Annotated in this window: 21 protein-coding genes; 7 read left to right on the top strand and 14 right to left on the bottom strand. The window is 54.6% G+C overall.

The genetic code is table 11. The features are described 5' to 3' along the window. Positions 1 to 70 precede the first annotated feature (70 nt). From RE428_RS12065 to RE428_RS12050, 4 genes are read right to left on the bottom strand one after another with little or no spacing between them, the layout of a single operon-like run. Positions 71 to 1,153: a FlgD immunoglobulin-like domain containing protein gene (locus tag RE428_RS12065; protein ID WP_004582270.1), complete on the bottom strand. Its 1,083-nt coding sequence runs from the start codon at positions 1,151 to 1,153 to the stop codon at positions 71 to 73. Beyond that, entirely contained in the window at positions 1,150 to 2,037 is an 888-nt protein-coding gene (locus RE428_RS12060; RefSeq protein WP_004582269.1) for a TolB family protein, read from the bottom strand. The genes RE428_RS12065 and RE428_RS12060 overlap by 4 nt, the downstream gene beginning before the upstream one ends. Further along, the gene (locus RE428_RS12055; protein ID WP_004582268.1) at positions 2,030 to 2,716 is read right to left on the bottom strand and encodes a hypothetical protein; all 687 of its coding nucleotides are present in this window, start codon (positions 2,714 to 2,716) and stop codon (positions 2,030 to 2,032) included. The genes RE428_RS12060 and RE428_RS12055 overlap by 8 nt, the downstream gene beginning before the upstream one ends. Positions 2,717 to 2,721: 5 nt before the next feature. Then, entirely contained in the window at positions 2,722 to 3,720 is a 999-nt protein-coding gene (locus tag RE428_RS12050; RefSeq protein WP_004582267.1) for a chromate resistance protein ChrB domain-containing protein, read from the bottom strand. Between the two features lie 754 nt (positions 3,721 to 4,474). Here RE428_RS12050 and RE428_RS12045 point away from each other — a divergent pair. Then, positions 4,475 to 4,882 carry a hypothetical protein gene (locus RE428_RS12045; RefSeq protein ID WP_004582266.1) on the top strand — a complete coding sequence of 136 codons (408 nt, stop codon included), beginning with the start codon at positions 4,475 to 4,477 and terminating at the stop codon, positions 4,880 to 4,882. 656 nt (positions 4,883 to 5,538) lie between these two features. Here RE428_RS12045 and RE428_RS12040 read toward each other — a convergent pair. From RE428_RS12040 to RE428_RS12030, 3 genes are all read right to left on the bottom strand, one after another. Then, positions 5,539 to 6,650 (bottom strand): IS3 family transposase gene (locus RE428_RS12040; protein WP_085988670.1). Its coding sequence is split into 2 segments (ribosomal slippage): positions 5,539 to 6,389 and positions 6,389 to 6,650, totalling 1,113 coding nucleotides; the frame shifts between segments, so codons are not numbered across the junction. A gap of 641 nt (positions 6,651 to 7,291) precedes the next feature. Next, entirely contained in the window at positions 7,292 to 7,621 is a 330-nt protein-coding gene (locus tag RE428_RS12035) for a hypothetical protein (RefSeq protein ID WP_004582262.1), read from the bottom strand. Positions 7,622 to 7,714: 93 nt separating this feature from the next. Beyond that, complete coding sequence (locus RE428_RS12030) at positions 7,715 to 8,128, bottom strand: GNAT family N-acetyltransferase (RefSeq protein WP_004582261.1); 414 nt, start codon at positions 8,126 to 8,128, stop codon at positions 7,715 to 7,717. A gap of 518 nt (positions 8,129 to 8,646) precedes the next feature. Here RE428_RS12030 and RE428_RS12025 point away from each other — a divergent pair. Then, complete coding sequence (locus RE428_RS12025; protein WP_004582260.1) at positions 8,647 to 9,321, top strand: polyamine aminopropyltransferase; 675 nt, start codon at positions 8,647 to 8,649, stop codon at positions 9,319 to 9,321. A gap of 13 nt (positions 9,322 to 9,334) precedes the next feature. On the opposite strand, the gene RE428_RS12020 is transcribed toward RE428_RS12025, so the two are convergent. Together RE428_RS12020 and RE428_RS12015 are read right to left on the bottom strand one after the other, a co-directional pair. Then, positions 9,335 to 10,186, bottom strand: a complete 852-nt coding sequence (locus tag RE428_RS12020) for a PA4780 family RIO1-like protein kinase (RefSeq protein ID WP_004582259.1) — start codon at positions 10,184 to 10,186, stop codon at positions 9,335 to 9,337. 728 nt (positions 10,187 to 10,914) lie between these two features. Then, the gene (locus RE428_RS12015) at positions 10,915 to 11,760 is read right to left on the bottom strand and encodes an enoyl-CoA hydratase/isomerase family protein (protein ID WP_040883494.1); all 846 of its coding nucleotides are present in this window, start codon (positions 11,758 to 11,760) and stop codon (positions 10,915 to 10,917) included. Positions 11,761 to 12,150: 390 nt separating this feature from the next. Here RE428_RS12015 and RE428_RS12010 point away from each other — a divergent pair, with 390 nt between their 5' ends. After that, positions 12,151 to 12,870 (top strand): MipA/OmpV family protein, encoded by a 720-nt coding sequence (locus RE428_RS12010; RefSeq protein WP_004582256.1) that lies wholly within the window; start codon positions 12,151 to 12,153, stop codon positions 12,868 to 12,870. A 149-nt stretch (positions 12,871 to 13,019) separates the two neighbouring features. Further along, positions 13,020 to 14,273 (top strand): MFS transporter, encoded by a 1,254-nt coding sequence (locus RE428_RS12005; RefSeq protein WP_169334075.1) that lies wholly within the window; start codon positions 13,020 to 13,022, stop codon positions 14,271 to 14,273. 104 nt (positions 14,274 to 14,377) lie between these two features. On the opposite strand, the gene RE428_RS12000 is transcribed toward RE428_RS12005, so the two are convergent. The 4 genes from RE428_RS12000 to RE428_RS11985 all read right to left on the bottom strand — a co-directional run bounded on the left by RE428_RS12000 (position 14,378) and on the right by RE428_RS11985 (position 19,097). After that, positions 14,378 to 14,968, bottom strand: a complete 591-nt coding sequence (locus RE428_RS12000; protein ID WP_004582254.1) for a TetR/AcrR family transcriptional regulator — start codon at positions 14,966 to 14,968, stop codon at positions 14,378 to 14,380. Positions 14,969 to 15,199: 231 nt separating this feature from the next. Beyond that, positions 15,200 to 16,915 carry a protein adenylyltransferase SelO gene (locus RE428_RS11995; RefSeq protein WP_004582253.1) on the bottom strand — a complete coding sequence of 572 codons (1,716 nt, stop codon included), beginning with the start codon at positions 16,913 to 16,915 and terminating at the stop codon, positions 15,200 to 15,202. A gap of 447 nt (positions 16,916 to 17,362) precedes the next feature. Continuing rightward, a complete protein-coding gene (locus tag RE428_RS11990) occupies positions 17,363 to 18,187 on the bottom strand; it encodes an alpha/beta fold hydrolase (RefSeq protein ID WP_040882678.1) in 825 nt (274 codons plus the stop codon). A 160-nt stretch (positions 18,188 to 18,347) separates the two neighbouring features. After that, positions 18,348 to 19,097: an SDR family NAD(P)-dependent oxidoreductase gene (locus tag RE428_RS11985; RefSeq protein ID WP_004582251.1), complete on the bottom strand. Its 750-nt coding sequence runs from the start codon at positions 19,095 to 19,097 to the stop codon at positions 18,348 to 18,350. Between the two features lie 226 nt (positions 19,098 to 19,323). Here RE428_RS11985 and RE428_RS11980 point away from each other — a divergent pair, with 226 nt between their 5' ends. Further along, positions 19,324 to 20,244: a LysR family transcriptional regulator gene (locus RE428_RS11980; protein WP_004582250.1), complete on the top strand. Its 921-nt coding sequence runs from the start codon at positions 19,324 to 19,326 to the stop codon at positions 20,242 to 20,244. 150 nt (positions 20,245 to 20,394) lie between these two features. Here the strand turns inward: RE428_RS11980 and RE428_RS11975 are convergent, their stop codons facing one another. Then, positions 20,395 to 20,799: an ACT domain-containing protein gene (locus tag RE428_RS11975; protein ID WP_004582249.1), complete on the bottom strand. Its 405-nt coding sequence runs from the start codon at positions 20,797 to 20,799 to the stop codon at positions 20,395 to 20,397. Between the two features lie 275 nt (positions 20,800 to 21,074). Between RE428_RS11975 and RE428_RS11970 the strand changes: the two genes are divergently transcribed. Together RE428_RS11970 and RE428_RS11965 are read left to right on the top strand one after the other, a co-directional pair. Beyond that, a complete protein-coding gene (locus tag RE428_RS11970) occupies positions 21,075 to 21,854 on the top strand; it encodes a DeoR/GlpR family DNA-binding transcription regulator (protein ID WP_004582248.1) in 780 nt (259 codons plus the stop codon). Positions 21,855 to 21,882: 28 nt separating this feature from the next. Further along, positions 21,883 to 23,013 (top strand): MFS transporter, encoded by a 1,131-nt coding sequence (locus RE428_RS11965; protein ID WP_004582247.1) that lies wholly within the window; start codon positions 21,883 to 21,885, stop codon positions 23,011 to 23,013. The last annotated feature ends 19 nt before the right edge of the window (positions 23,014 to 23,032 follow it).

Raw genomic sequence — 23,032 nt, 5'->3', positions numbered from 1 at the left:
GTTTCCCTACCCAACGCATAGTCGATCCCTCTACAGAAACACGACAAAGGTGCTATGAAGAACGTCTGCCCTACTCTTTAACCAGGAACTTGACAGTGCCTACACCGACTTGTCCCCATAGCCCCGAGATGTTTACGGTCATAGTGTGAAGACCAGGTTCTGCATTCCCGGCCCAGCGCCAGCTCAACGGCGTGTAACCCGTTTCTTCTTCTGAAACAAATTGGTAATCGAGAAAGAAGGCGACTTCATACAGGCTTTGCTGCATCACCCATTTGTCCCCTTGCGCCATGTCCACGCGAAACGTGATTGGCCCGCGAACGACGGGGACCCCGTTTTCCATTTCCTCGGTGTCAAACTTGAAAAGGGTTTGTGGGTTGCGCAACAGACTGATGGGGAGTTGTGACTCTCGCGCAATCCGAACGCCGTCGCGTTCCAGCCGGACGTCGCTGAAATCGGCCGTAGGTAGCGCCCAATCCTGTTGTTCGCGGTAGGCCCGGTAGGATGTTTGGTGATTGCCGTAGGTCTGAATCGCGTAATCCGGCAAGGCAAAGGCCCGTACCATCAAGGCGAGCTTTGGATGATTTAACAGGCTCTGCTCAGCCCCATCCACCCCGTCCCAGTTCTGTCGATGCCGACCGGCAGTTCGCGGCTCCCAGTTGGCCAGCGAGCGCACCAGAGCGCCACCCTTAATACCCACGCGCACCAAGACCCGCGCGGCTTCCGGTACTTGGTAGCTGATGGAGCCGTCCGGGTCGAGTTGAACGTTGCCGATTTCGACCGGGTAACCCCCGCTGGTCGCTCTGGGATCGACCGTCACCAACCCACCGTCACAGACGCATTGCAGGACGGGAATATATGCCTCGTTCGGCACGATAGCGCCCGACGCATCTTTGCCGTCCCACACCACCTTATAGCTTCCCGCCGAATCGGTTTCCGTCTCTAGCGTCCTGATCGCGTCTCCATCGCCGGTGTAGAGCGTGATCCGGACACTTCCGGCTACGTCCATCGAAAAGGGAATGGGCATCGAGTCGCCTTTCGACGGATTGAAGGCCTCGGTGCCGTTGGGTAGCAGCTCGACGGCAGCCGCGGCGCCAAGTGGCACCACGACCAGTGCTAAAAATAGTGTGAACCTCACAGCCTGGGTCCATCTCATAGGCTCACCTTCAAATCTTTGAGATCATCAAACGAAAACGGAAGCGCTACAGGTGCGGCCTGGTCATTTCCATTCTCCAAGCGCATGAGCGACGCGCCCTTCTGGGAGTGACGAATAAACAGGACATCACCGTTGCTTAACAGGTTGGGCTGACTGTCGAAGTCAGGCCCGTTGGTGACCGCTCGCACGTCGCCGGTCGGAGTCACCAACCAGATGTCGTAGGTACCGTTTTTGTTGGAGGAGAAGACGACCTTACCTTTAGGCCCTACTGTGGGCTGGCGAGAGGTGCTGTTCAGGAGCGTGACTTGTTGTGCTGTACCGGATACCAGATCACGGCGCCAAATTTCCTGGATCACATGACCACAGGCCACCGTGCAACTCACATGGCTGAAGTAGATCGAAGCCTCGGGCACCAGCGCGAACACGGGCTCGAAATGCGCGGAGCGTTGTTGATGGACCGGTCGGTAGTCGCCCTCAAGGCTGACAACGCCGATTTCGGTGTTGACGCTGGCCCCGTCAATCAGCCGCACCACAAGGAGGTTGCCCTCGTCGTCGTATGACGGGTGGGTAAGCGACAGCGTCTGTCCATCGGTTAGTTTCTGGCGATTACCGTTCGCGACCTGGACCTGCTCCAACGCGCCATCGACGTTGATGAAGGCGATTTTCTCGCCCTTCTGATCGATCGCCGGAGTTCGGGGCTCCCCCTTGATGTCCAATGCCTGCCAATCAACGAAATCGGTGCTGTGGTAAAGCACCCATTGGCCATCCACCAATGCCGTAAGGACTACCCGCTGGTCCGCTGCGCTGGCACCGGTGGCAAGGCAGAGCGAGCACCCGGCTAAAAGGAGGTAGCAGACGCGGCGTGTGAGGGACAACTTAACCATCCCCTAACACTCCAGCCTTGCGAGTAATCGCAAGTTTGCGGCGCAATCCATAGAACAGATTGTTCGCCGCCAGGAACGCCACACTGACCAGAATGAAGTAGTACACGTAGAGCATGATGCCGAGGCGGGTTTCAGTGCCGATGTTCACGCCATGCAGGAAGATCAGGCCGAAGGCTACAAACCACAGACGATGCAACCAGGTAGTTACCGCATTCCGGTACTTCGTCCGCATGATCCCGGCAACGATGGCGATGGCTAGAACGATGAGTGCAATGGCGCCTAGAGACACATAGAAGTTGTAAAAGCCCGCGTCGAACTGGGGGATCAAGACGCCGAAAGCGAGGTGGCCGCTGCGTAAGGTGACCGCCAGAAAGAACAGCAGCACGTGAATGAAGATCAATGCCAGAAGCGTGGTACCCACTAACCGGTGCGCGCGCAACGACAGGCGAAAGAAGCCGGAGATGTTGGGTGTGGTCTTGGTCAGCGCCGCGACGCACTGAAACCAGAACAGACTCAAGGCAACGAGCGCAATACCTTTGGAGATGACATACAGCCCCTGCCCTGGCGGTGCCTCTTCCACGAAGTAAAAGACCGGGTTGCCGGTGGTGTACAACCACAAACCCAGGGGGACCAGGAACATCAGTGCCGTGATCAGATACGCCGTTTTTCTGCGTTCCATCGCGTTTACCTCATCAAACAATTGCGGTCTGAGACGCAATCCTTCAGCTGGCGATCTGCCTCGTCTGAAGACAGCGCGTGGGTTCCGGCTACCGGCAGGCCTGAACTGACCCAGCCTTTTAGTCCGTAGGGATTCATAATCACGGAGTTCTGTGCTCCGGCACGGGCCAGTAGTTTGGCCATTTCGTAGCCTCGAAAATCCTTCACGCAGTAGCTGACCACGTAGTCCGCAGGACCAATCCTGCCGACCGTCGATTCATCGAGATCACGAATGGGAATGTTGAGAGCGCCCGGAATGTGCTGTTCGTGAAACTCGCTGGGTTCCCGAACGTCGACAAATACCACGCGCTTGCCTTGCTCGATAGCGGCGAGGACCGCCTCCAGCCCGACTTCACCGACATCCTTGCTGGTCGACTGCTGGGCGACCGTGCGTGGCTGGTCGGTAGATTGGACCTCACAGTCGCTGACCAGGGCCTCCAACGGGAAGGCTTCACCCTTCGGATGCGCGTCTAGCGCCGATGCCACACTGTCGAAGAACTTTAGGTAGCACTCGGGGGGTACATTCGTGCGACCGTTTTCTTCTTGCAGGCGGCGAAAACCATGCTCGACCAGGTCTGTTTGAATTGATGTGTCGGTTTGCCAGAACGCGACTTCCATCTCATAGATGATGTCCTCCATGCGACGGACGATCGGATCATCAAGATTGAAATGGCGTGCGACGCCCTGGAAAGCTGAGACTTCGCTGGTGCGCTGAAAGTCGGTATCGGCAGTTGGATCATCGAAAGGAACAGCGCCGGCCGAGAATTCGGCATCGGGGTCGATCACCTCAAGCTGGGCATCAGTATCAACGAAGCGGGAGAACAACCAAGCCGTCGCCCACTTGTCAGGACCAAGACCGTATTTGGTCGCATAGGTGTCGGCGGCGGAAACAGTTCCAACCGGCAAGGTGGTTGCGGCAAGGCATAGGAAGGCAACAACACCTCCCCGAATCGCGTCCTGCGTCATGTAGGGTCGTCCCTGAGACTTAATTTTCGTTAATAAACTAGTTTCAAAAACGACCGATGTCAACTCAGCATGTCGCTTTTTTACGCATTATCACAAAAAAATAATTATATTTGGAGTCAATGGCTTACAAATTTTTGAGACGGAAAGAGAACAGGACAGAGTCTGGCGAGGTTACTTTTTGCTAATAAAGTCATTCGGAAAGAGAACTCGCCGAACTGCTGGAGGGAGTTAGCAGCGTAAGGGTATGGAGAAGGAGAACTCGAGCAGGTGCCGATTGGCTCGTCTTTGGCGCGACAATAACATCAAACTCGTTGGCGGCAGGTCAATTCCAAGAACGTTTTGGCCAATGCCCTACCCCTCAACCTTGAATGACTTTACTGTCTCCATTCGACAACTGGATTCTTCCAGCGTGTCTGTGTTGTCGAGAACGCAATTTAAGAAAGAGATCAGTGGATGTGCATGACCGTTACAGGCGGGTTCATTAAGTCACTAAAGTGCAATTAGTGCGTACAGCTTGCTGTGACCAACTACCAAAAGTCCATAAGCTACAAAGTAACTTTCATAGCCACCTAAATTCGCAAATGTGACGCCTATTCAATCAGATAATTTATTTTTTTATAATAGCGTATTCAAAGAAATCTTCTTACTAGCATGATATCAAAATATTTGAATATTAACCTTTTAATCTGTATGTCTAGCCCTCATGAGTTAGATGTAGCATGTGCTACATCTAACTTTTAGTTAAGGGGTATCTATGAATTTTGGAAATGTTGTTAGTTATATCGGAAAAGTCACGCCCGGTGGAATTGGATTTGTGCTCCCGATAATCGGCGGTATTATGAGCATATGCTACTTACTCAGCTCTACTATTTTGGCGTTAGATATAGTAAGCGCTGAGATAGAAGAAGTGCGCCGGTGCGAAAACTTTGTCAGTATAGCCGCTGAAGCTTTGCGAACTGGCGATACCACTGCCCTTACGGATGATGCAAGGAAGGGTAATTGCCAGGGTTCAAAGTACGTATCGTCTGCCAAGAAGATAATCGTGGACGCTGAGTCAGTTCTAAACGCTTTATCAGCGCCGGACCCGACGGCAATACAAAAAATTTACGATTCCAGCCAAAGGTTTATCGAAGAAACTACTCCTCCGGTGAGAGAAGAATAGGCTCAAGTCGTTGTAATTCTGAGCTTGGTATTACACTTTTCCTTGGCTACGGTTAACGGTACCGGGCAAAGCGAAAAATGATGCCGAACTTCGAGACCGGGACGTTGTGTTACTGTGATCATGAAATAACGGATCTACTCAAAGTCAGAATGTCAGTGAATGTCGATGGCGAGTTCTACTGTGAGCTGCCATCGGCACTGTCGAAGTTTTCCAAGCCCGGAAATGATCGGGTGCCCTGCTTGCCTCTGGCTTAACCATTTTCAGCTTAGTAAGCTTTATGACTGGCCCTGATACTTATTCTGTAGTACTTAAGCGATACAATAGGGCCATCTGTTCAGGGAGAATGAAATGGCCACTTCCGTCCAGAATGGGACCTGAGTACTCGAACCAGTAAACTGTGAGTCATCATTGTTCGCTTACCTGAGGCCGCCCGGCCCGTTGAGTCTGTATAATTCAAAGCCCCTCACCCTACAGACCGATACTACCTCACCCTGTTCAATAAAATTGTTGTTCTAGACACTAATCATAGGCTAGGGATTGTCCACTGCATCGGGGAAAGTCCACAATCCCCCACCTAACTAGTTAACATAGGCGGCCACTTCTGCGCCTTCATTATTAACACTGCTATAAGGGCCCCTATTGTAAACATCCCTGTTTTAGTTGCACCGCTGATTAGAGTTTTCCGTCTGTTGGTGTCTCGCCAGATATTCCCATGGCGTCAGGTCTTCCAGTGAATCGTGGGGACGTTCGTCGTTGTATTCGGCCATCCACGACTCGGTTCGCTGCCGGACTTCGGTGAGATTCCGGAAGACATACATATTCAGGATCTCGTCCCGGTAAGTGCGGTTGAAGCGTTCCACGTAGGAGTTCTGGGTCGGCTTACCGGGCTTGATAAATTCCAACCCGATACCGTGCTTTTCTGCCCAGTCTGCCAAGGCGATGGAGATGAACTCCGGGCCGTTATCCATGCGTAGTCTGGCCGGGTAACCTCGCCAGGCGATGATGCGTTCCAGGACCCGGATGACCCTCGGGGCTGGCAGGTTCAGGTCAATCTCGATGGCAAGGACCTCCCGGTTGAAGTCATCCACCACATTGAACGTTCGGGACCGGCGACCACAGAACAGGCTGTCGCTCATGAAATCCATGGACCAGCAATGATTCGCTGTGCTGGGGACGGCCAGCGGTTCAGGATTTCGGGTTGGCAGCCGCTTTTTACCCCGTCGTCGCTTGTTCAGGTTGAGCGCGCGGTACAGTCGATAGACCCGCTTGTGATTCCAGGCATGCCCCCATCGACGCAGCACCTTGAACAGCTTGCTGAAGCCGTAGGCAGGATAGCGTTCAGTGGCGCTCTGAAGCGCTGCAATCACCGGCTCATCACGGGCGGTATCGGGCTGGTACCGATACACAGAGTCACTGATGCCAGCGATTCGGCAGGCTCTGCGAACGCTGATGCCGTGAGCCTGCTTGAGGTAATCCACCAGTTCTCGTCGAACGGCTGGCTTTACAGCTTTTTTTCGATCACATCCTTCAACAGTTTGTGATCCAGGCTCAACTCGGCGTACATCTGCTTGAGCCGGCGGTTTTCCTCTTCAAGCTCTTTGAGGCGCTTCACGTCAGACGCTTCCATGCCACCGTACTTCGATTTCCAGTTGTAGTAGGTCGCGTCGGAGATGCCGTACTCCCGACAGACTTCCTTGACCAGGCGACCGCCCTCGACCTCCTTCAGGATCTTGACGATCTGGGACTCGCTGTACCGTGATTTCTTCATGCTGCTCTCCGTTTGCCTCATTGTAGGCCGGAGAACTCTAATTACGCATGCACCGATTTTAGGGGATGTTTACACCATATACTCAAGTCATTCTCCAATTACGTGTAACGTCCGGCACATGCGCCGGTTTGGAGCCGCGAAGCGGCGGAAAAGCGGTCGCCGTGATGCCGCTTGTTATGGCTTATAGTTGAACGGGCGCGAAAACAGATGCACCCAAGTGCATATCCACTCTACTACTGAAACTCGCTGGTATTCGCTGACCAACCCGTACAATTCGGAGGCAACAGCCCTTGGCACATCTTGAACGGGGCACATGTCTACGTCATCACTCGGGGTGTACAGGACAAAATTGTAGTTTTTGTACCTAAATTCGCACTGATAGTCGTCCGTCAACAACCACGACTTCTTTGACAAGATATCGATATTCGCCCGCTTACGCAGGAAAGCCAGTATTGAGGTCGGCGAGTACTTATAGCCCTCGCCAATAGAGAGCTGAAGTCTGCCTTCGTGCTCGTAGACAGTGAAGTTGCTCAACGATGCTTACCTAATAGCCATAACGCGAAGCTAAGCGGCGGCCCGTCAGGGACGTCCGGTGGACGGCCGTCAGGCCGGGAACGTACTTAAGCGATTGGTTATGAGCTTTACGGGATTGGCACATGCTTGATCCAGTAGGGCGCAAGATAACCAAGCACGCCACCCAATAAAGCCCCGAGACCTGCTGCTTGCGGCCCCGCTCCGGATACCAACCCCAGTATTGCTCCTGCCAAGGCCCCAAACAGCAACTCATAAGCCCAGGCATGCTTGAATGCTTTCGGCTCAATCGTCGGTGCAGCAACTAAGCCAACGAATACCCCAGCCGAACCAACCAAGGCCAGTCTTTGCCAATCCCCAAAATAGAAAACGAGAGAGACGGCCGAGAAGGCTACTCCGAAAAACAGGACGGAAAAGGCAACTACTCGTAATTTGGGCATAACCACGCTTTTCCCTCATAACGCCAGCCAGCATGCGCGGCTACGGAATGGAGGCGAAGCCGCAATGTAGTAGCCGTCGCGTGCCTGGCCTTGTTATAAATCAGTGACTTTGGTGCTCATGAGAGCAGTGTTTTCAGAGAACCCAAACTGCTCGTATAGCCCTTGTGCATCTCGAGTTTGCAACACCAACTGGGTTCCTTTGATGGCCGGATGCTCTAGCAAACATTCCATAATCCACTTACCCAGGCCGGCGCCGCGAAATTCGGGCTCAACCACAATATCCGCCACCCAGGTGAACGTAGTGCTATCGGTGACGGCTCGCCCAAACCCAATCTGTTTAGAGCCATGGTAGAGACTGAAACAGATAGAACCAGCAACCATACGATCAACTATTTCTCTGGGACGGCGATCACCCCAATAGGTTGCGGCGAGCAATCGGTGGACAACCGCCAGTTGTACCTTGGATCTATCGTCAGTGATTAGGTACTCGTCCTTGCGCCATTCCATCAATGGCTACTCCCTGATTTATAACATTTGTATATGAGTCCCCAAGACCGATATCCCAGCGACCGATATCTCCGTTCCCAATTTCAATCAAAACTAGCCCGCAACGCCCGGCACGTCAACGCTAGCGACACAATTGAACAGAACGTCACAGACGGCAAAACGGTCGTCACGACCGATATCCCCGTTTTTTCGGTAGTACGCCAACCCGTTGATACAGATAAGAAATGAAGCTATTTATGCAGGCCTCCCAAAAATCACGGTCGCAACGACCGTTTTTCAAGCCAGCTCGAAGCTCAAGGGGTCAGGCGTTGAATTGCTAAGTGCCACGGCCGCTAGTCCACCATCTTTCCTTATCTTTTTATTCAACTGGTGCTCTGACAATTATCATTTCAATACCTGAACATCCCTTTTTGTTTTCTGATCGTCTTCACCAGCAGCTAAAAGAAGAGAAGGCTTTCTATGCCACGGACGTGTACTCTGGCAAGCTTCTTTGGCATCCACGGCTGTAGAGGTTTTTTATGGCGCGTTTTGAGCAGATCGGCACTGCGAGCATCCCTGGCAAGGCTACTCAGCTACGTTTGTTAAGGCGCAATGACGAGTTCTCTATCCGCATTGCTGGTAGCTCCGGTGAACTGATGAACAGCCGCCTGCACGGATCCGAGGATGCCCTGGCCACCCTGGCTTGCGAGCGCCTGGCCGACCACGCGGCTCCGCGAGTACTGATTGGCGGATTGGGTATGGGCTTTACCCTGGCGGCGGCCCTCTCCTCACTGGGGGCTGATGCGGAGGTCGTCGTGGCCGAGTTGGTGCCGGAGGTTGAAGCCTGGAATCGCGGGCCTTTGGGTGAGGCTGCGGGTTATCCATTGCGTGATCCGAGAGCAAAGATTCATATCGGTGACGTGGCTGAACTGATCCGCTCATCGCAGCAAAGCTGGGATGCGATTCTGCTGGATGTAGATAATGGGCCAGAGGGCCTGACCCGTAAGGAAAACGACTGGCTCTATACCAGCGCCGGCATTGCGGCGGCCCAGGCGGCCATGACGCCAGAGGGTGTGTTGGCCTACTGGTCTGCGGGCCAGGACCCGGCCTTTACCGAGCGACTCAGGCGGGCTGGGCTGTCGGTGGATCCGGTCACGGTCAGGGCCCACCGGCCGGGCAAGGGCGCCCGCCATGTTATCTGGCTGGCCTGGTAGCGCGGCGAACGGACTAGTCTTCGTCGTCCTGCTGACGTTCCCGGCGTTCCTGCTCTTCCTCTTTGGCCGCGTCGATGACGTCCATGATCTCGTCCACGTTGGCAGCGGTTTCGTCGTCCTGGAACATCCCCGTTAGCGGGCTGTCAGGATGCAGTTTACCGGATTCGTACAGGTCCCAGATCTCGCCGGCGTAATTGGTGTTCATCAGTTCCGGGGCAAAGCGGCCAAAATACCGACGCATGTTGTTCACGTCTCGCTGGAACATGCGCTCAGCGTTGTTGTTGCCGGCCGCATCAACCGCCTGCGGCAGGTCGATAATCACCGGCCCCTGAGGATCCACCAATACGTTGAACTCGGACAGGTCACCGTGGACCAGCCCGGCGCACAGCATGCTAACCACCTCCCCGATAATACGGCTGTGGTAATCGACCGCCTGTTCCTGACTGAGCGTGACATCATCGAGGCGAGGCGCTGCTTCCCCGGTTTCATCGGCGACCAGTTCCATTAGTAAGACACCATCCACGAACCCGAACGGCTCAGGCACGCGGACGCCGGCGGACGCCAGTCGATACAGTGCATCCACCTCGGCATTGAGCCAGGCATCTTCCTGTTCCTTCTGGCCGTACCGGGTTTTCTTGCCCATGGCCCTGGCACGCCGTGTGTTGCGGACCTTTCGGCCTTCCTGGTATTCCACGGCCTGCTTGAAGCTGCGTTTCTGCGCCTCTTTGAAGACCTTGGCGCACCGCGTCGTGTCACCGCAGCGCACGACATAGACCTGCGCTTCCTTACCACTCATCAACTGGTACAGGACGTCGTCCACCAGGCCGTCGTCGACCAGTGGTTGTAACCGTTTTGGAACTTTCATAATGCCTTATGGGTAACTATGGTTGGCTTGGCAGGGCTTGCCTCAAATCTCGTGGACGCTTGCTCAAGCTATGTTGGTTGCCGATGATCGGTCGGCAGTATAGAACTCTGTGGGGAAAATGGGCAGTTTCAGGTCGGTTGGAGATGTAATCCCGCCGTTGTTTACCGCTCTGTTGGGTAGAGTCAGGCTTCCTCGGCTGCCTGGATGGGGCGGTAGTGATTACCTGACCCTTTTAGTTCTTCTTTTCGTTGCTCAGGTTAATAAACTATTGATGTTTGGCCACCACTCCAATCACGGGCGATATCCGAACGAACGAAGCAAGCAATCGGATTCTCTGGCCCTTCAACGCTCTCAAATCAGTGACGTGTGGCCCGTCAGTTTGCGATCTGGAGCCTGCGATGCCAAACGAGCGCCCATGGCCGAACCTGACTTTATTCGTAAGCGTAGGCATATTCCCAAAGGTACGTCGTTGTAACGTTGGCGTTGCCCTGCCCCGACTCCAATTCCGCAGTGACGGATGAAGGGACCGTAGACGCTGCGACAGCCCCTAATCCTAAGGCGATCAGGTGTCGTCGGCTCATGAGTAGATCCTCATGTTCAGGCGGATCCATGAAGCCGCTCGTGTCAGTATGTTTTTCGTGTTCCATAGCGGTAACTCCAGCATCGTGAGCGCTGTTTCAGCGCGGATTCCTTTCTCGCTTAAGACTAAGTCGAGCGCAGATAGAACGTTAAATAGGATCTCGTGACTTCAAGAGTTCCGGATCAGGCACAATCGACTTGCTTGCTACATTTGCCAGCATCTGATGCGCCATATGAAAGCCGAAATCCTGTGCCAGTGCTTTTTTCCAATGTCGCGACAGGATGTTGTGGGTGGCCCACCGGGTATAGCGCGGGCGCAACATCATGAATCGCGCGAGCTCCCAGGCTTTCTCGAGCAGCTCCTCGCGTGGGAATATGTCGTTGACGATTCCGAACTCAACAGCCTTCGGTGCCGGAATCGACTTCGCACCATAAATATAATAAGCGGACCGCTTCTGCCCCATTAAAGCCTGCAAGGCCATCGCTTGGCCATCCCCGGGAGGGCTGCCCAGCCAAAAATGTGGATCCATAAAATCGGCATCGGGCGCCGCCAGTGTGACGTCGCATAGAATGCCGAATTCGGTGTGCACTCCGGGGCCGTTCACGGCAGCGATGGTTGGGATATCAATCCCGTAGATAAAGTTCTCGATATGCTTCCATCCGTCCATCAGTCTCCGGAACGTATGTTCGGGATCGAGATCGGATGCGGGTTTGGGGTTCAGCCCTTTCGGGTCACCGATCATCCACTTGTCCCCCGTCCCTGTGATGATCAGCACGTGGTTGTCAGGATCATTCCCGACGTCTTGCCAGACCCTCGACCATGCACTGTGAGCGGCGTGGGTATGCCGATATGGACCGTCGTTGGTATGGAGACGCAGTTCGATGATGCCGTCCTGACGCCTCATTTTGAAGAAGTCCTCATACTGCTTGGAATACTCTTCGAATGGCCTAGTGGGGACGTAGCCTGCCCATTCTTTAGCGGGGTCCCATGTCATGAACGCAACCTCCAAAAATCTGGTTTCATTGTATGTTAATGGCACCCCCAAACCGGCTCGCCAACTATATCGACTGCACTCCGCCAGTATCATTGGTCCCGACTCGATCTATGGCGGCTATCCTGAGCCACACCTTTAAGATTCATTATCGTATCTTAGTTAAACGAGCTGGCAGCGCTAAGTCAAGATACGAATGTGAATCTTATATTAAGTAGGTGGCCGTTAGGTAAGCGATGCCACGCCCCGCAATAGGATACGCAAACGTATCTTGACCGCTTATAGGTCTCCAATTTAGGATACTTAAACGTATCTTATATTGGAGATCTTGGTATGCCCTGCCCAAACACACTGCGCTGCTGCCCCTCCTTGGGCCCTAAAGGACCTCTACTTTTGGTTGTACTGCTGCTTTGGAAACTGCCTGCCGTGGCGAAGGAAGAAGATCACGTGGCTGTAGGTATTGGATCGGCAGCCCTTCCCCGCTTTCAGGGTTCTGAAGACTATCGTGCGGAGCCTGTTCCTTTGGTGGACATTAAACAATGGCGGTTCTTTGCGAAGACCGGAGACGGTATTGGCCTGAATCTGTATGAGGGGCGTCGGGTTACAGTTGGCGCAAGCGTGTCATGGATGCAGGGCTATGACGAAGACGATGTGCCCGAGGGTATCGGCGAACTGGATTCTGAGCTGGGCGGTCGAGTGTTCATTTCAACGGAGCTATACGGAATAACTGCAACGGTGTCCGGTACGCAGGCGCTGTCCGAAGAAGAGCGGGGTCTCATCGCCACGGCGCGCATCGCCTATCCCTATCAGCTTACCGAAAGATTCCTGATCGTCTCCAGCATTGCCGCAAACTGGGGGGACGAACAATACATGAACAGCTATTTCGGTGTCGATGGCACGCGCGCCGCAAACTCTGGACTACCGCTATATGAACCCTCAGCGGGGTTCAAGGATGTCTCGCTCCGCTTGGCGTTTCGGTATGAACTCAGTGCTGACTGGGGAGTCGGCGGTGCAATTGAGGGCAGCCAGCTTATGAACACTGCATACGATAGCCCTTTTGTTGAGACCAAAACGCAAGCGCGGGCTTTGGTAGGCGTGACTTATAGGTTCTAGTGATCCGTAACACCGCACAAAAAGGTTGATGCTCAATGATCGCCGTGTACCGATCGCGGCGCCTGTATAACTAGACAAGTATCGATCTGTCGAGAGGCCGCAGGATGTACTTAAAACCTACTGGTATGGAGAGCCGTGGGCAGCCCTCAGTGAGCACAGCCTACAAGTGGTATGTTGTCGCAATACTCATGCTCTGCCAATTGTTGGCATCGATTGACGCTCGCTTACCTTATATCCTGGTAGAGGCGCTCAAGGAGGATCTCGCTCTCAGCGATATGCAGATCGGCTTGATTACTGGTCCCGCATTTTCCTTAACTTACGCCATTTGCGCGATCCCCATTGCAAGACTATCCGATAGGAGGAGTCGCATTGGAATCATCGGCGTTGCGATCACGGTGTGGAGCGGCTTCACCGCATTCGCAGGTTTCGCCGGTAGTTTTGCGAGCTTTGCTCTCACACGTGTAGGTGTGGCAATTGGCGAATCGGCGCTTACACCTGCAGCTCACTCACTCATCGCTCACTATATTCCACGGCGGTCACACGCTAAGGGCATCGCCGTTTATTCCTTTGGGGTAGCTGCGGGGGCACTGGTTGCTTTTGCGGCGGGTGGCTACATCGGCGACCGTTTTGGCTGGCGTATGGCTTTCGTCGTTATCGGCGGCTTGGGCTTGTTTCTTTCGATCCTGCTGATCGCAACCGTACGGGAACCTGCACGTGTATTGACGGCCCGGGCACGTACGAGCGTTCGTCGAGGCGTACTTGGTTTACTTCGGTGTCCCGTCATTCGGCATGTCACTGTGGGAGGGGCCCTTGTAGGGTTCAGTTCAGGGGCAATCAACGCATGGGCTCCAGCCTATATCATGCGTACTTTTAATCTGTCCGCCACCGACGCCGGTCTGAGCTACGGCATTATTGCCGGGCTACTCGCCATGATAGGAACACTCGCGGGTGGTTTCGTCGGCAGTTGGCTCTCAAAACGCCACTCTGGATACGCGCTGCACATGCTGTCAGGCGTGCTGGGCCTTGCCATGGCGGCGCAGGTTATTTCCCTGCTGGTTAGCTCTTATTTCCTGTTCCTGTCGCTCCTCGCCATCGCGGTGTTGCTAAGCTGCTTCTATATCGGCCCGACATTCGCCACCGTCCACGCCAGAGTGGGGCCGGAAACGTACAGTTTTGCGTCTGCCGTAACCCTGTTCTGCGTTAACGGATTGGGTATCTCGATGGGCGCGTTCGTCGTCGGTCTTCTGAGCGATGTGCTGCAGAGCCGAGGCGTGGTCGAGAGCCTGAAGTGGGCGCTGGTCATGGTGTCTGCGGTTAAGGCTTGGTCGGCACTGCATTATTGGCGGGCGGGAGAAGAAATGTTTCGGCTTGGAAAAGGCAGCCAGCAAGATAGCTCCCGATGAATGTCCCGGGCCGGCACTGCCTTTTAAATTCAGCGTTTCGTCAACGATTTTTTAGCAGGCGCCCCCGTCGAGAATGCGTTTGTGCGAAAACCGGTTAAGCGAAATCAGATGCGAACCAGAGGCAGAAATATTTCATCAACCCACGATGTACGTAACTCCTTGGAAGGAGCTGACAGATTCATAATGGCGTGATGGCGAAAAAGGTCGCTCAACAGTGTCTTAATGGAAGGTGTCAATTTTTGCGAGTCAATTTCGCCACGTCCCACTGCCCTATGCAGTATGGCAGCCAGCTCATTTGTCTCGCCATCTATCAACACTTCACGAAGTTCTCGTGGCGGAGAGGATGAATCCTGAAAGTATTCGCTGGCGAGTAGAGAAAAGACAACCGCAATGACCGCAGTACGTTCGCTGACGCGCTCGAGAAACGCCAATAACTCTGATCTCACTTCCCCACGGTCAGCGACTTCCAGAGGGTACCGGGCCAATTGCTGACGAATGGCGGCAATGGTCAGCGAGAACCTGCTATCCCAACGCCGTGCGAGGACCGAACGGCTCGTGCCGGCTCTTGAGGCAACCGCTTCCATCGTCAACTTGGCGTAACCGTGCTCGACCAGTTCATTCCAGGCTTCGTCAAGGAGTGCACGCTCCAATTCTGCGCCCCGGCGTCTTGTTTTTATCGCGTTTACCGCCTTCATCGCTATCTCCGCGCGTAGTCTGTCTCAAACCCGAACTGACGAGTATAAGTCAATAGGATTCATCTGTGCATCTTAGCTTCATTGACCTGTCCCATATTAGGTCCAGTCAGGGCTGGAAAATCCGGCTTCATGACCCCGGTACGAGAGGTTTAGTCCTTCTCATGGTAGGGCACCGTTTGCACGATCAGAACGTGCTGACAAAGATGGCGCAACCCGGTGTCCGTGGACTGTTCACGACGAACAGCTAAGATGTGACGTCCCACCAAGTTCAAAGTACTCCGGTGGCTTCAGCCTGTAGTATTTCTCTTCCACCTTTTTCGATTGCTCGGCGTATGGCTGCGTCATGACATCCTGCAATTCATGCAGCAATGCATAATCTCCTGCTGCCGCTTGCTGATACGCAGGCACGACAAACCACTCCCTGAGACTGTACTTGGGATTGGCCTGCTTCATTTGGCTGGAAAGCGCTTCCCGTGACCCAGACCGAATGTGCGATTTCCATTTGATGAGCCAGTCGGACCATCGCTTCTCGAAGCTTTCTGGGTCAGCTGCACAGGCCCGGCTCTTGTAGAAGCTCTTTTTAAGCGGCTCGATGTCATCTGGTACCGAGGAGAGCTCCCGGAAGAACAGGATGTAATCGACGGGTGTCTGCGTCATCAGCGTTACCAGTTCGCTGAACAAGGCCCCGTCAAATGCCTCCAGTCCCAGTTTGGCAGCCCACATCTTCTCCATCTGCTCGTGCATGACCTTAGGGAAATCACCCTGAATCTGGTCAAGCTGTTGCAGCGCATCTGGATCCCCCGTCAACAGTGGCCGAACCGCGGAACAGAATGAATAGAAGTTACGTTCCGCCGCCATGGGCTGGTTGAGGAATGAAAAGTGTTGGCCGCCGCCGGTCCAGGGCTGATAGTACGGATCAAACACTTCGCAGAATCCAAACGGTCCATAGTCGAGGGTGAAGCCACCAGCGGCACAGTTGTCGCTGTTGAAGTTGCCCTGGCAGTAACCAACACGGATCCAGTTGGCCACGAGCGAGGTCAGCCGGCTGCGAAACGCACGCGCAAGGTAAACGACTTGATCGGCGAGGGCCAGAGAGGGATCAATCGTCTCGCTATACTCGCGATGGATCAGGTGCAATACGATCTTCTCGAGCTCCTCCAGTGCCCGCGGATTTTCCTGCTTGCGGGCGCGGCGACCGAAGAGTTCGAGCTGCCCTACCCGGATGAACGACGGGGCCACGCGCGTGGAGATGGCAACGGGCTCCGATACCATGACATCCGGATCGGTTGAACGGGAGCCCGGCGAATACCAGGGGCGGTTCACCGTCTCTGTTTTTGATACATAGAGGCTCAGGGATCGTGAGGTGGGCACGCCGAGCGCGTGCATGTGCTCCTGTGCCAGGAACTCCCGCACACTGGAGCGCAAAACCGCCCGGCCATCGGCGCCGCGGCAATAGGGTGTGCGCCCTCCCCCTTTAAGCTGCATTTCCCACCGCTTGCCGTTGATCAAGGCCTCAAGCACGGAAATGGCCCGGCCGTCGCCGTAGCCGTTGCCGGTCTGGAACGGGCATTGCTGGACGAATTCGGTGCCATAAATGGAAAGCGCGTAGCCGGTGGCCCATCCAACCGGTCTCAGCGGATCAGGAACGTGGGACAAGTCGCCTGAGAACATGCGCACGAAGTCGTCCGACTGCGCCAGGCTGTCCTCGAAGCCCAGTTCCCGAAAAAGACTTTGGCTATGGGCGACGTAACTGGGCTCTTCGATTGGCGTAGGCCGGATAGGCACATAGTGGCCCGAAAAGACCTGCCGTGGCGCGTAGTCGATGCCGCCTGCCATTGCTTCAGGATCGCGGTTAAGCGTGTCCATGAACGAATAGTCGGCCATCGGCGCGAGATCGTCGAGGCTCGCCACGAAGGGAGGCGTCGCGCTGGTTAGTCGCTTCGGCATAGAGACTCCTCATGCATGTGCTGACTCCACTTGAGCCACTGAAGCTCGAAATTCGTTGTGGCGACGTACGGTCAACGTGGAGTGTGCTGTTACCCGTCAATACCTTACTGGATCACGCTCTCCAGAGCGAAGGCGCTTATTTAACGCCACGTCACGGGGAACCTTTTCCGGTATTCCGCCGGCGTCAGCCCCCATATTGAACGTCCCTGAGTCGAAGCGCCCTAACCTGCTTTAGCATCTCGGCTTGTCTAGCTTTGGCCTCTCGTTTTCTTGCTTCTAGGGCTGGACGAGGAATTTAGTTGTTTGGTGGAAACCGGGGACGGATTAGCATCTATAATTCTCTTTACTTTCGTTTTTCAAAGTATTGAAAATGCTAGATAACGTGCTTTCGAGAACGGATCTATACCGTCCATCAGGATCGCCGGAAGCTGTAGTCACCAACTTCAGTCAACCTACATCCTGTCTTGGGGGCACATCCTCAGCGCTAAGGAAGTTGACGACATGCGCCAGAAATGCGCCCGGGACTTCCATGTGTATCGAATGAGCCGCATCGTCGAGCACCTTAATACTGACGTGCGGGATCACCTGAAAAACGTTGCTGCTTTCCTCTGAGGGAAACAGGAGGTCCTGCTTTCCGCAAATGACCATCGTCTCCTGAGTAATGTTTGGCAGTTGGTCCAGGCAATTAAAAGCTGCGATGGCATCGACCTGTTGTTCGAAGGCGGTTACGCCTTGGGGATATGGGTACTCGACCGCGAATCGAATGGCTTCAGTTACGGTTTCTTTGTTTTCGAAGAAACGATCACTGAATATCGAATAAAAAATGTTACGGAACCAGGTAGCCGCATCCATTCCTGTTTTCAGGTCAGCGACCCAATCCTGAAACAGGCTGTTATTCCTATCGGAGTTTAACGCCGACGTTCCGGCAAGGATCAGTTTCGATACGCGTGCGGGATAGCGAATAGTACAATCCAGCGCTACGAAGCCACCCATTGAATGCCCAAGCAGGCTCGCATCAGGCAATTCCAGATAATCGAGAAGCGCCATGCAGTCGTTCGCCATGTGCTGGATGCTCGTCCCACCATCCTGGGGGGTGGTGCGACCCACACCTCGGTTGTCCAGAACGATAACGAGGTAATGCTGGGATAGCTCGTCTATTACCGGCCCCCAACTCTGGGAGTCGCTAGCAAGGCCAGCGATCAGCATTAACGGAGCGCCTTTTCCATGACATTCGTAGTAGAGGTTAACGTCATTCACGTTGGCGTATGGCATGCCGGAATAGCCTCGTATTCGTTATCAATCCAAACAGGAGCATCATTATTTAGCAGGGCTTTGGGGCCGTCCAGAGCCCCAAATACTCGCTGCCGATCGACTCAGCTTTTATCCCCGATCATGAGAGTGCGCTATCCGGACCGGGGCCAGGCAAAAGGTGTTAGATCTGCGCTATACCGCCGTCGGCAAAGAGCTCGATGCCGTTAACAAAGCTGCTCTCGTCTGAAGCAAGGAACGACGCTACCTTGGCGATTTCACTCGGCTGCCCTACCCGCCCGAGGGGAACGAGATCTGCGAAGCTATCCAGCAAGCCCTGTGAGTGCTCGGTCGGAACCAGGCCGGTGAGTCCCGGAGTCTCCACAGGCCCTGGACTCAGCGTGTTGACCCGAATTCGACGCGTTTTCAGGTCGAGTATCCAGTTGCGCGCAAAGTTGCGTACCGCTGCCTTACTCGCGCTGTATACACTGAAGTTCTCTGTTCCCGAGCTGCCGGTCGTGGACCCTGTAAGGATGACTGAGCTGCCATCGCGCAAGAGAGGCAAAGCTTTCTGAACGGTGAACAACGTTCCCTTCACATTGACACTGAAAATCCGATCAAAATGTTCTTCGGTAATTTCGCCCATGGGAAGGAAGTCCCCAAGGCCGGCATTTGCAAAAACAATATCCAGATGCCCAGCTTTCTCCGCGATTTCAGTCAAAATCCGGTCCAGATCATCCATGTTTGATATGTCGCCGCGAATACCGATCGCACCTGAACCTGCCATGGCCACGGCTTCATCGAGTTCGGCCTGGCGGCGGCCGGTCACGAACACGGTTGCGCCTTGTGAGACGAATTCCTGGACTGATGCGCGGCCTATGCCTGTCGTGCCTCCAGTGACTAGCGCGACTTTACCTTCAAGTCTCTTACTCATGATGAATCTCCTTGTCCAAATATGGCCGTAAGCGGAACATCAATTGGATCTTGCGTTCTGGAGAGCCGCTAATGCCGTCGCAACGCGCTGTTCATCTCCATACCTTCTGCCCGCTTTGAACCAGGGTCGTTTGTGGGCTAACAACGACCACTATACGTCGCCCCTTTTGGACGAATTAGTCATGAATCCGTAGTATCAGTTTCAACCAAATGTCGGAGATCACATCGTGGAGCCGTGGGGAAATCTGGTTTCATTCGTTAGAGCCGCCGAGGCCCTGAACTTCTCGGAGGCGGCAAGACGGCTGGGTGTGTCATCGTCCGCGGTGAGCAAAAACGTTGCGCAATTGGAGCGTAATCTCGGAACCCGCCTGTTCCATCGAAGTACCCGGCGCCTGACGTTAACGGAGGTCGGCGAACGCTTTTATGCGGAAGTGGTTGAGCATCTGGACAGCATCGAAGCAGCGATTGCCCGAGTGGATGAGTTTCGCCAGGTCCCGGCCGGCCGTTTGCGGGTCAGCTTGTCCCCTTCGATGGGGATAGACAACGTTCTTCCGCTGTTATCAGAGTTCAACACGCTTTATCCGGCAGTGGTTCCCGATTGGCACTTTGAAAATCGACGGGTGGACTTGATTGCAGAAGGGTTCGACGCGGCGATCAGTGGCGCGGTGGAACTCATGCCGGGAGTGGTGGCGCGGGAGTTGTGCAAATTACATCTGGTAGCGGTGGCCTCGCCGACTTTCGTCAAGAATAACCCCGTCCCGAAGGAGCCAGGTGAACTCGAGGCGCTGGATGGAATCGTTGTCAGATCGACCCAAAGCGGCCGGCCGCGTAAGTGGACTATGCGCTGCACGGACGGTTCAAGCTACGATGTGAGTCTCAAACCGTCGTTCATTATGAATGATCCGGAAGCTATCTGCCGTTGCGCGGCGATGGGACTGGGCGTCACGCTGGCACCGCTGGATCGCGCCTACCCTTACCTCCAAAGGGGCGAGTTGGTGCGCCTGCTACCGGACTGGTATGTCGATCTGGGTTCCGTCGTCGTCTACTACTCGGGACAGAAACTCTTGCCGGCAAAGACGCGTGTCTTTATCGACTTTCTCGTTGACCATTTCGAAAAAAATCTGGCGCCGAATTTTCGAGCTGTTTAGGCGATACCAGACAACCTACCCCCTGAACCAAACCCCGAAACGCAGGGGATTTCTGCAAGTACACCAACGTGGCGCCCCTCCGCACGACGCATTCGGTCCAGTGGAAAATCGAGGGAGCGCCTCGAAAAGAACTTTCAGGAGATTCGCGCGTCAGCCTTCGCTTGCCAAAGTCTTCAACGCCTCCATCGCCTCATCGATTCGATCGCTCGGCACGAACATATGGTCGTGATAAAAGCCGGCAACGACATTGGTGGTAATCCCGCGTTCGGCGAGGACACTTGTAACAACGGAAGTCAGCCCCAGCGCGTCAAGACTGGAGTGCCCTTTGAGCGTGATGCGGCGGAAGACCCGGTAATAGTCCAGGCCTTCGGCTTCGGCCTGTTCCAGCGGAATAACGAGAGTAAGTCCTTCCAGTTCGGCCAGGCTGACGATGGGTTTTAGGTGTTCCAGTTCGCCGTACTTTGCTTTAGCCACCGTGCAGTAAACATAAGAATTCGGATCAAGTGTTGGCGAGAGCTGCTTGATCAAATCCTGGAGAAACTGTGTTCGCTTCATCTTTGCGTATCCTTGGCCGAATGCGGCGGGCGCCCACGAGGGAATTCATAATAACCTTCAATAGGATAGACAGTCGCGGATGATGTCACAACGAACAAATGATTGTTCGGCCAGCCGCGCCAGCTAGGCCGCTTAGACGGCTTACCCTCCTCTCCAACTTAAAGGGTCCACGCGTGAACGATGTGCTGCTTTGCGCGATCTTGTTCTTGACGGGTATCTCCTGTTTATGCACGATTATCGGGATATATTCTTGTTGATGCACGGTTGGGGTACACATGGTCGCCAATGACATACCTATGGAACGACGGGATCAAATCGCCGAGCGGTTGGCGAACGGACACTCGGTGATCGCGAGTGCCCTGGCGCTGGAATTCAACGTTTCCGAAGATGCGATACGCCGTGATTTGCGCGCGCTGGCGGCTGAGGGCCTCTGTCGGCGGGTCTATGGTGGCGCCTTGCCGTTGACGTCCGACTCGCCGCCCATGTCAGTGCGAATGAGTGAAGGCCAGGAACAAAAGGCTCACTTGGCCAAAACGGGGGTAAGGAGCATCCAGCCTGGAGAGTTCGTCTTTCTCGATAATGGCAGCACCAATCTCGCACTAGCTAAGTTATTACCCGAAGACCACGAGTTAAAGGTGGCTACTAATTCTCTGGTGATTGCTGCCGAGTTGCTGCAGAGACCAGATATCGAATTGATCGTTCTGGGTGGGTCGGCGTCCCACCAACTCGGTGGCTGCGTGGATGGCAACGCATTGCTCGCCCTCGTACAACTGAATATCGACCGCGCCTTTATCGGCGCCTGCGCCCTTTCAAGGTCACATGGCATTGGCGCCTTCAACTCCGCTGACGCTATGTTCAAGCGCCAGTTGCTAGCCAGAAGCCAGCACAAAATCGTGCTGGCAACGAATGAAAAAGTGACCCTGCGTGCGCCTCACAAGATTGGTGAGTTAAACGAACTCACGGAACTGATCGTTGAACACGACCTGCCCGACAGAGACTTCCAACAGTTGAAGAGCATGTGTCCTTCGGTCGTCAGGGCTGATCGCGGCCATTAAGTTTCTTGAGGAATTTGGAGTATACCCGGTGGAATCCAGTAACCTGCACGCACCTCGGCTAGCGACTCGGCTTGCCTTTCTTACTGCCGGATTCGGTATTTCCTGCTGGGCACCGCTGGTTCCGATCGTCAAGCTGCAACTTGAATTGGACGAAGGGGTTATCGGCCTCCTATTACTCTGTCTGGGCGTTGGGTCGATATTCGCCATGGTATCCACCGGCGTGTTTTCTTCGCGTTACGGCAGTAAGCCGATCATCATTGCCGGCGGTCTGGGACTCACCTTAATACTCCCTTTGTTGATGCTCTCCACGACACCGCAAGCCCTGGGCGTTGCCCTGTTTGGCTTTGGCGCATCGTTGGGGGCGCTGGATGTTGCAATGAACGTTCATGCCGTCGAAGTCGAAAAGGCCGCCGACAAGCCTTTGATGTCAGGCTTTCATGGATTATTCAGTGTGGGAGGATTTCTTGGCGCCGGGTTGATGACCGCCCTTCTGTCAGTCGGCGTCAGCGCAAAGGTGAGTACATTTATCTGTGCGGTACTGATGCTGCCGGCTGTTCTAATCGCCTGGCCACGCCTTTTGTCGTCCCATCCTGATGACGAGGCGCCGATGTTCGCCTTCCCGAAGGGTGTTGTGCTGATCCTGGCTATGCTGGGCGGGATCATGTTTCTTGTCGAGGGCGCAGTACTCGACTGGAGCGCCCTATTGATCACGAGCACCGGCAAGGTCGACGAACCCCAGGGTGGTCTTGGTTACATGCTATTTGCCATCACCATGACCTTGGGCCGGTTTACGGGAGACGCCATCGCGATGAGAATCGGCGATCGAGCGTTGATGTTCTGGGGTGGGATCACCGCATTGGTCGGATTTGCCGTACTCCTTGCGATACCCGTGCCGTTCATCGCACTCTGCGGCTTCTTGTTGATCGGTTTGGGAGCCTCGAATATCGTGCCCGTCCTGTTCCGTCGTGGGGGTACGCAGAAGGACATGCCCCCTGCTCTGGCAGTCGCCGCGATAGGGAGCCTGGGGTATGCTGGTATACTCCTGGGTCCCGCGGCTGTGGGCTTTTTCGCGAAGGTGTTTAGTTTACCTTTCGCGTTCTGGATGCTGACAGGATTACTCTGTCTCATCCCTCTTTTCGCAAGAAAAGCGACGCGTTGAGCTTAAAGAAGCATCGGTT

Origin of the sequence: Marinobacter nanhaiticus D15-8W (assembly GCF_036511935.1) — a bacterium.
Lineage (GTDB): Bacteria > Pseudomonadota > Gammaproteobacteria > Pseudomonadales > Oleiphilaceae > Marinobacter_A > Marinobacter_A nanhaiticus.
Note: the sequence above shows the minus strand (reverse complement) of the source record. Positions and strands in the feature narration are given on the sequence as shown.

Coding starts and splice junctions, on each gene's coding strand:
- RE428_RS12050 (WP_004582267.1), bottom strand. CDS start 3,720: ATGACGCAGGACGCGATTCGGGGAGGTGTTGTTGCCTTCCTATGCCTT.
- RE428_RS11985 (WP_004582251.1), bottom strand. CDS start 19,097: ATGAGTAAGAGACTTGAAGGTAAAGTCGCGCTAGTCACTGGAGGCACG.
- RE428_RS12025 (WP_004582260.1), top strand. CDS start 8,647: ATGGCGCGTTTTGAGCAGATCGGCACTGCGAGCATCCCTGGCAAGGCT.
- RE428_RS11995 (WP_004582253.1), bottom strand. CDS start 16,915: ATGCCGAAGCGACTAACCAGCGCGACGCCTCCCTTCGTGGCGAGCCTC.
- RE428_RS12030 (WP_004582261.1), bottom strand. CDS start 8,128: ATGGAATGGCGCAAGGACGAGTACCTAATCACTGACGATAGATCCAAG.
- RE428_RS11975 (WP_004582249.1), bottom strand. CDS start 20,799: ATGAAGCGAACACAGTTTCTCCAGGATTTGATCAAGCAGCTCTCGCCA.
- RE428_RS12055 (WP_004582268.1), bottom strand. CDS start 2,716: ATGGAACGCAGAAAAACGGCGTATCTGATCACGGCACTGATGTTCCTG.
- RE428_RS12035 (WP_004582262.1), bottom strand. CDS start 7,621: ATGCCCAAATTACGAGTAGTTGCCTTTTCCGTCCTGTTTTTCGGAGTA.
- RE428_RS12045 (WP_004582266.1), top strand. CDS start 4,475: ATGAATTTTGGAAATGTTGTTAGTTATATCGGAAAAGTCACGCCCGGT.
- RE428_RS12020 (WP_004582259.1), bottom strand. CDS start 10,186: ATGAAAGTTCCAAAACGGTTACAACCACTGGTCGACGACGGCCTGGTG.
- RE428_RS11990 (WP_040882678.1), bottom strand. CDS start 18,187: ATGCCATACGCCAACGTGAATGACGTTAACCTCTACTACGAATGTCAT.
- RE428_RS12000 (WP_004582254.1), bottom strand. CDS start 14,968: ATGAAGGCGGTAAACGCGATAAAAACAAGACGCCGGGGCGCAGAATTG.
- RE428_RS12060 (WP_004582269.1), bottom strand. CDS start 2,037: ATGGTTAAGTTGTCCCTCACACGCCGCGTCTGCTACCTCCTTTTAGCC.
- RE428_RS12065 (WP_004582270.1), bottom strand. CDS start 1,153: ATGAGATGGACCCAGGCTGTGAGGTTCACACTATTTTTAGCACTGGTC.
- RE428_RS12015 (WP_040883494.1), bottom strand. CDS start 11,760: ATGACATGGGACCCCGCTAAAGAATGGGCAGGCTACGTCCCCACTAGG.
- RE428_RS11970 (WP_004582248.1), top strand. CDS start 21,075: ATGGTCGCCAATGACATACCTATGGAACGACGGGATCAAATCGCCGAG.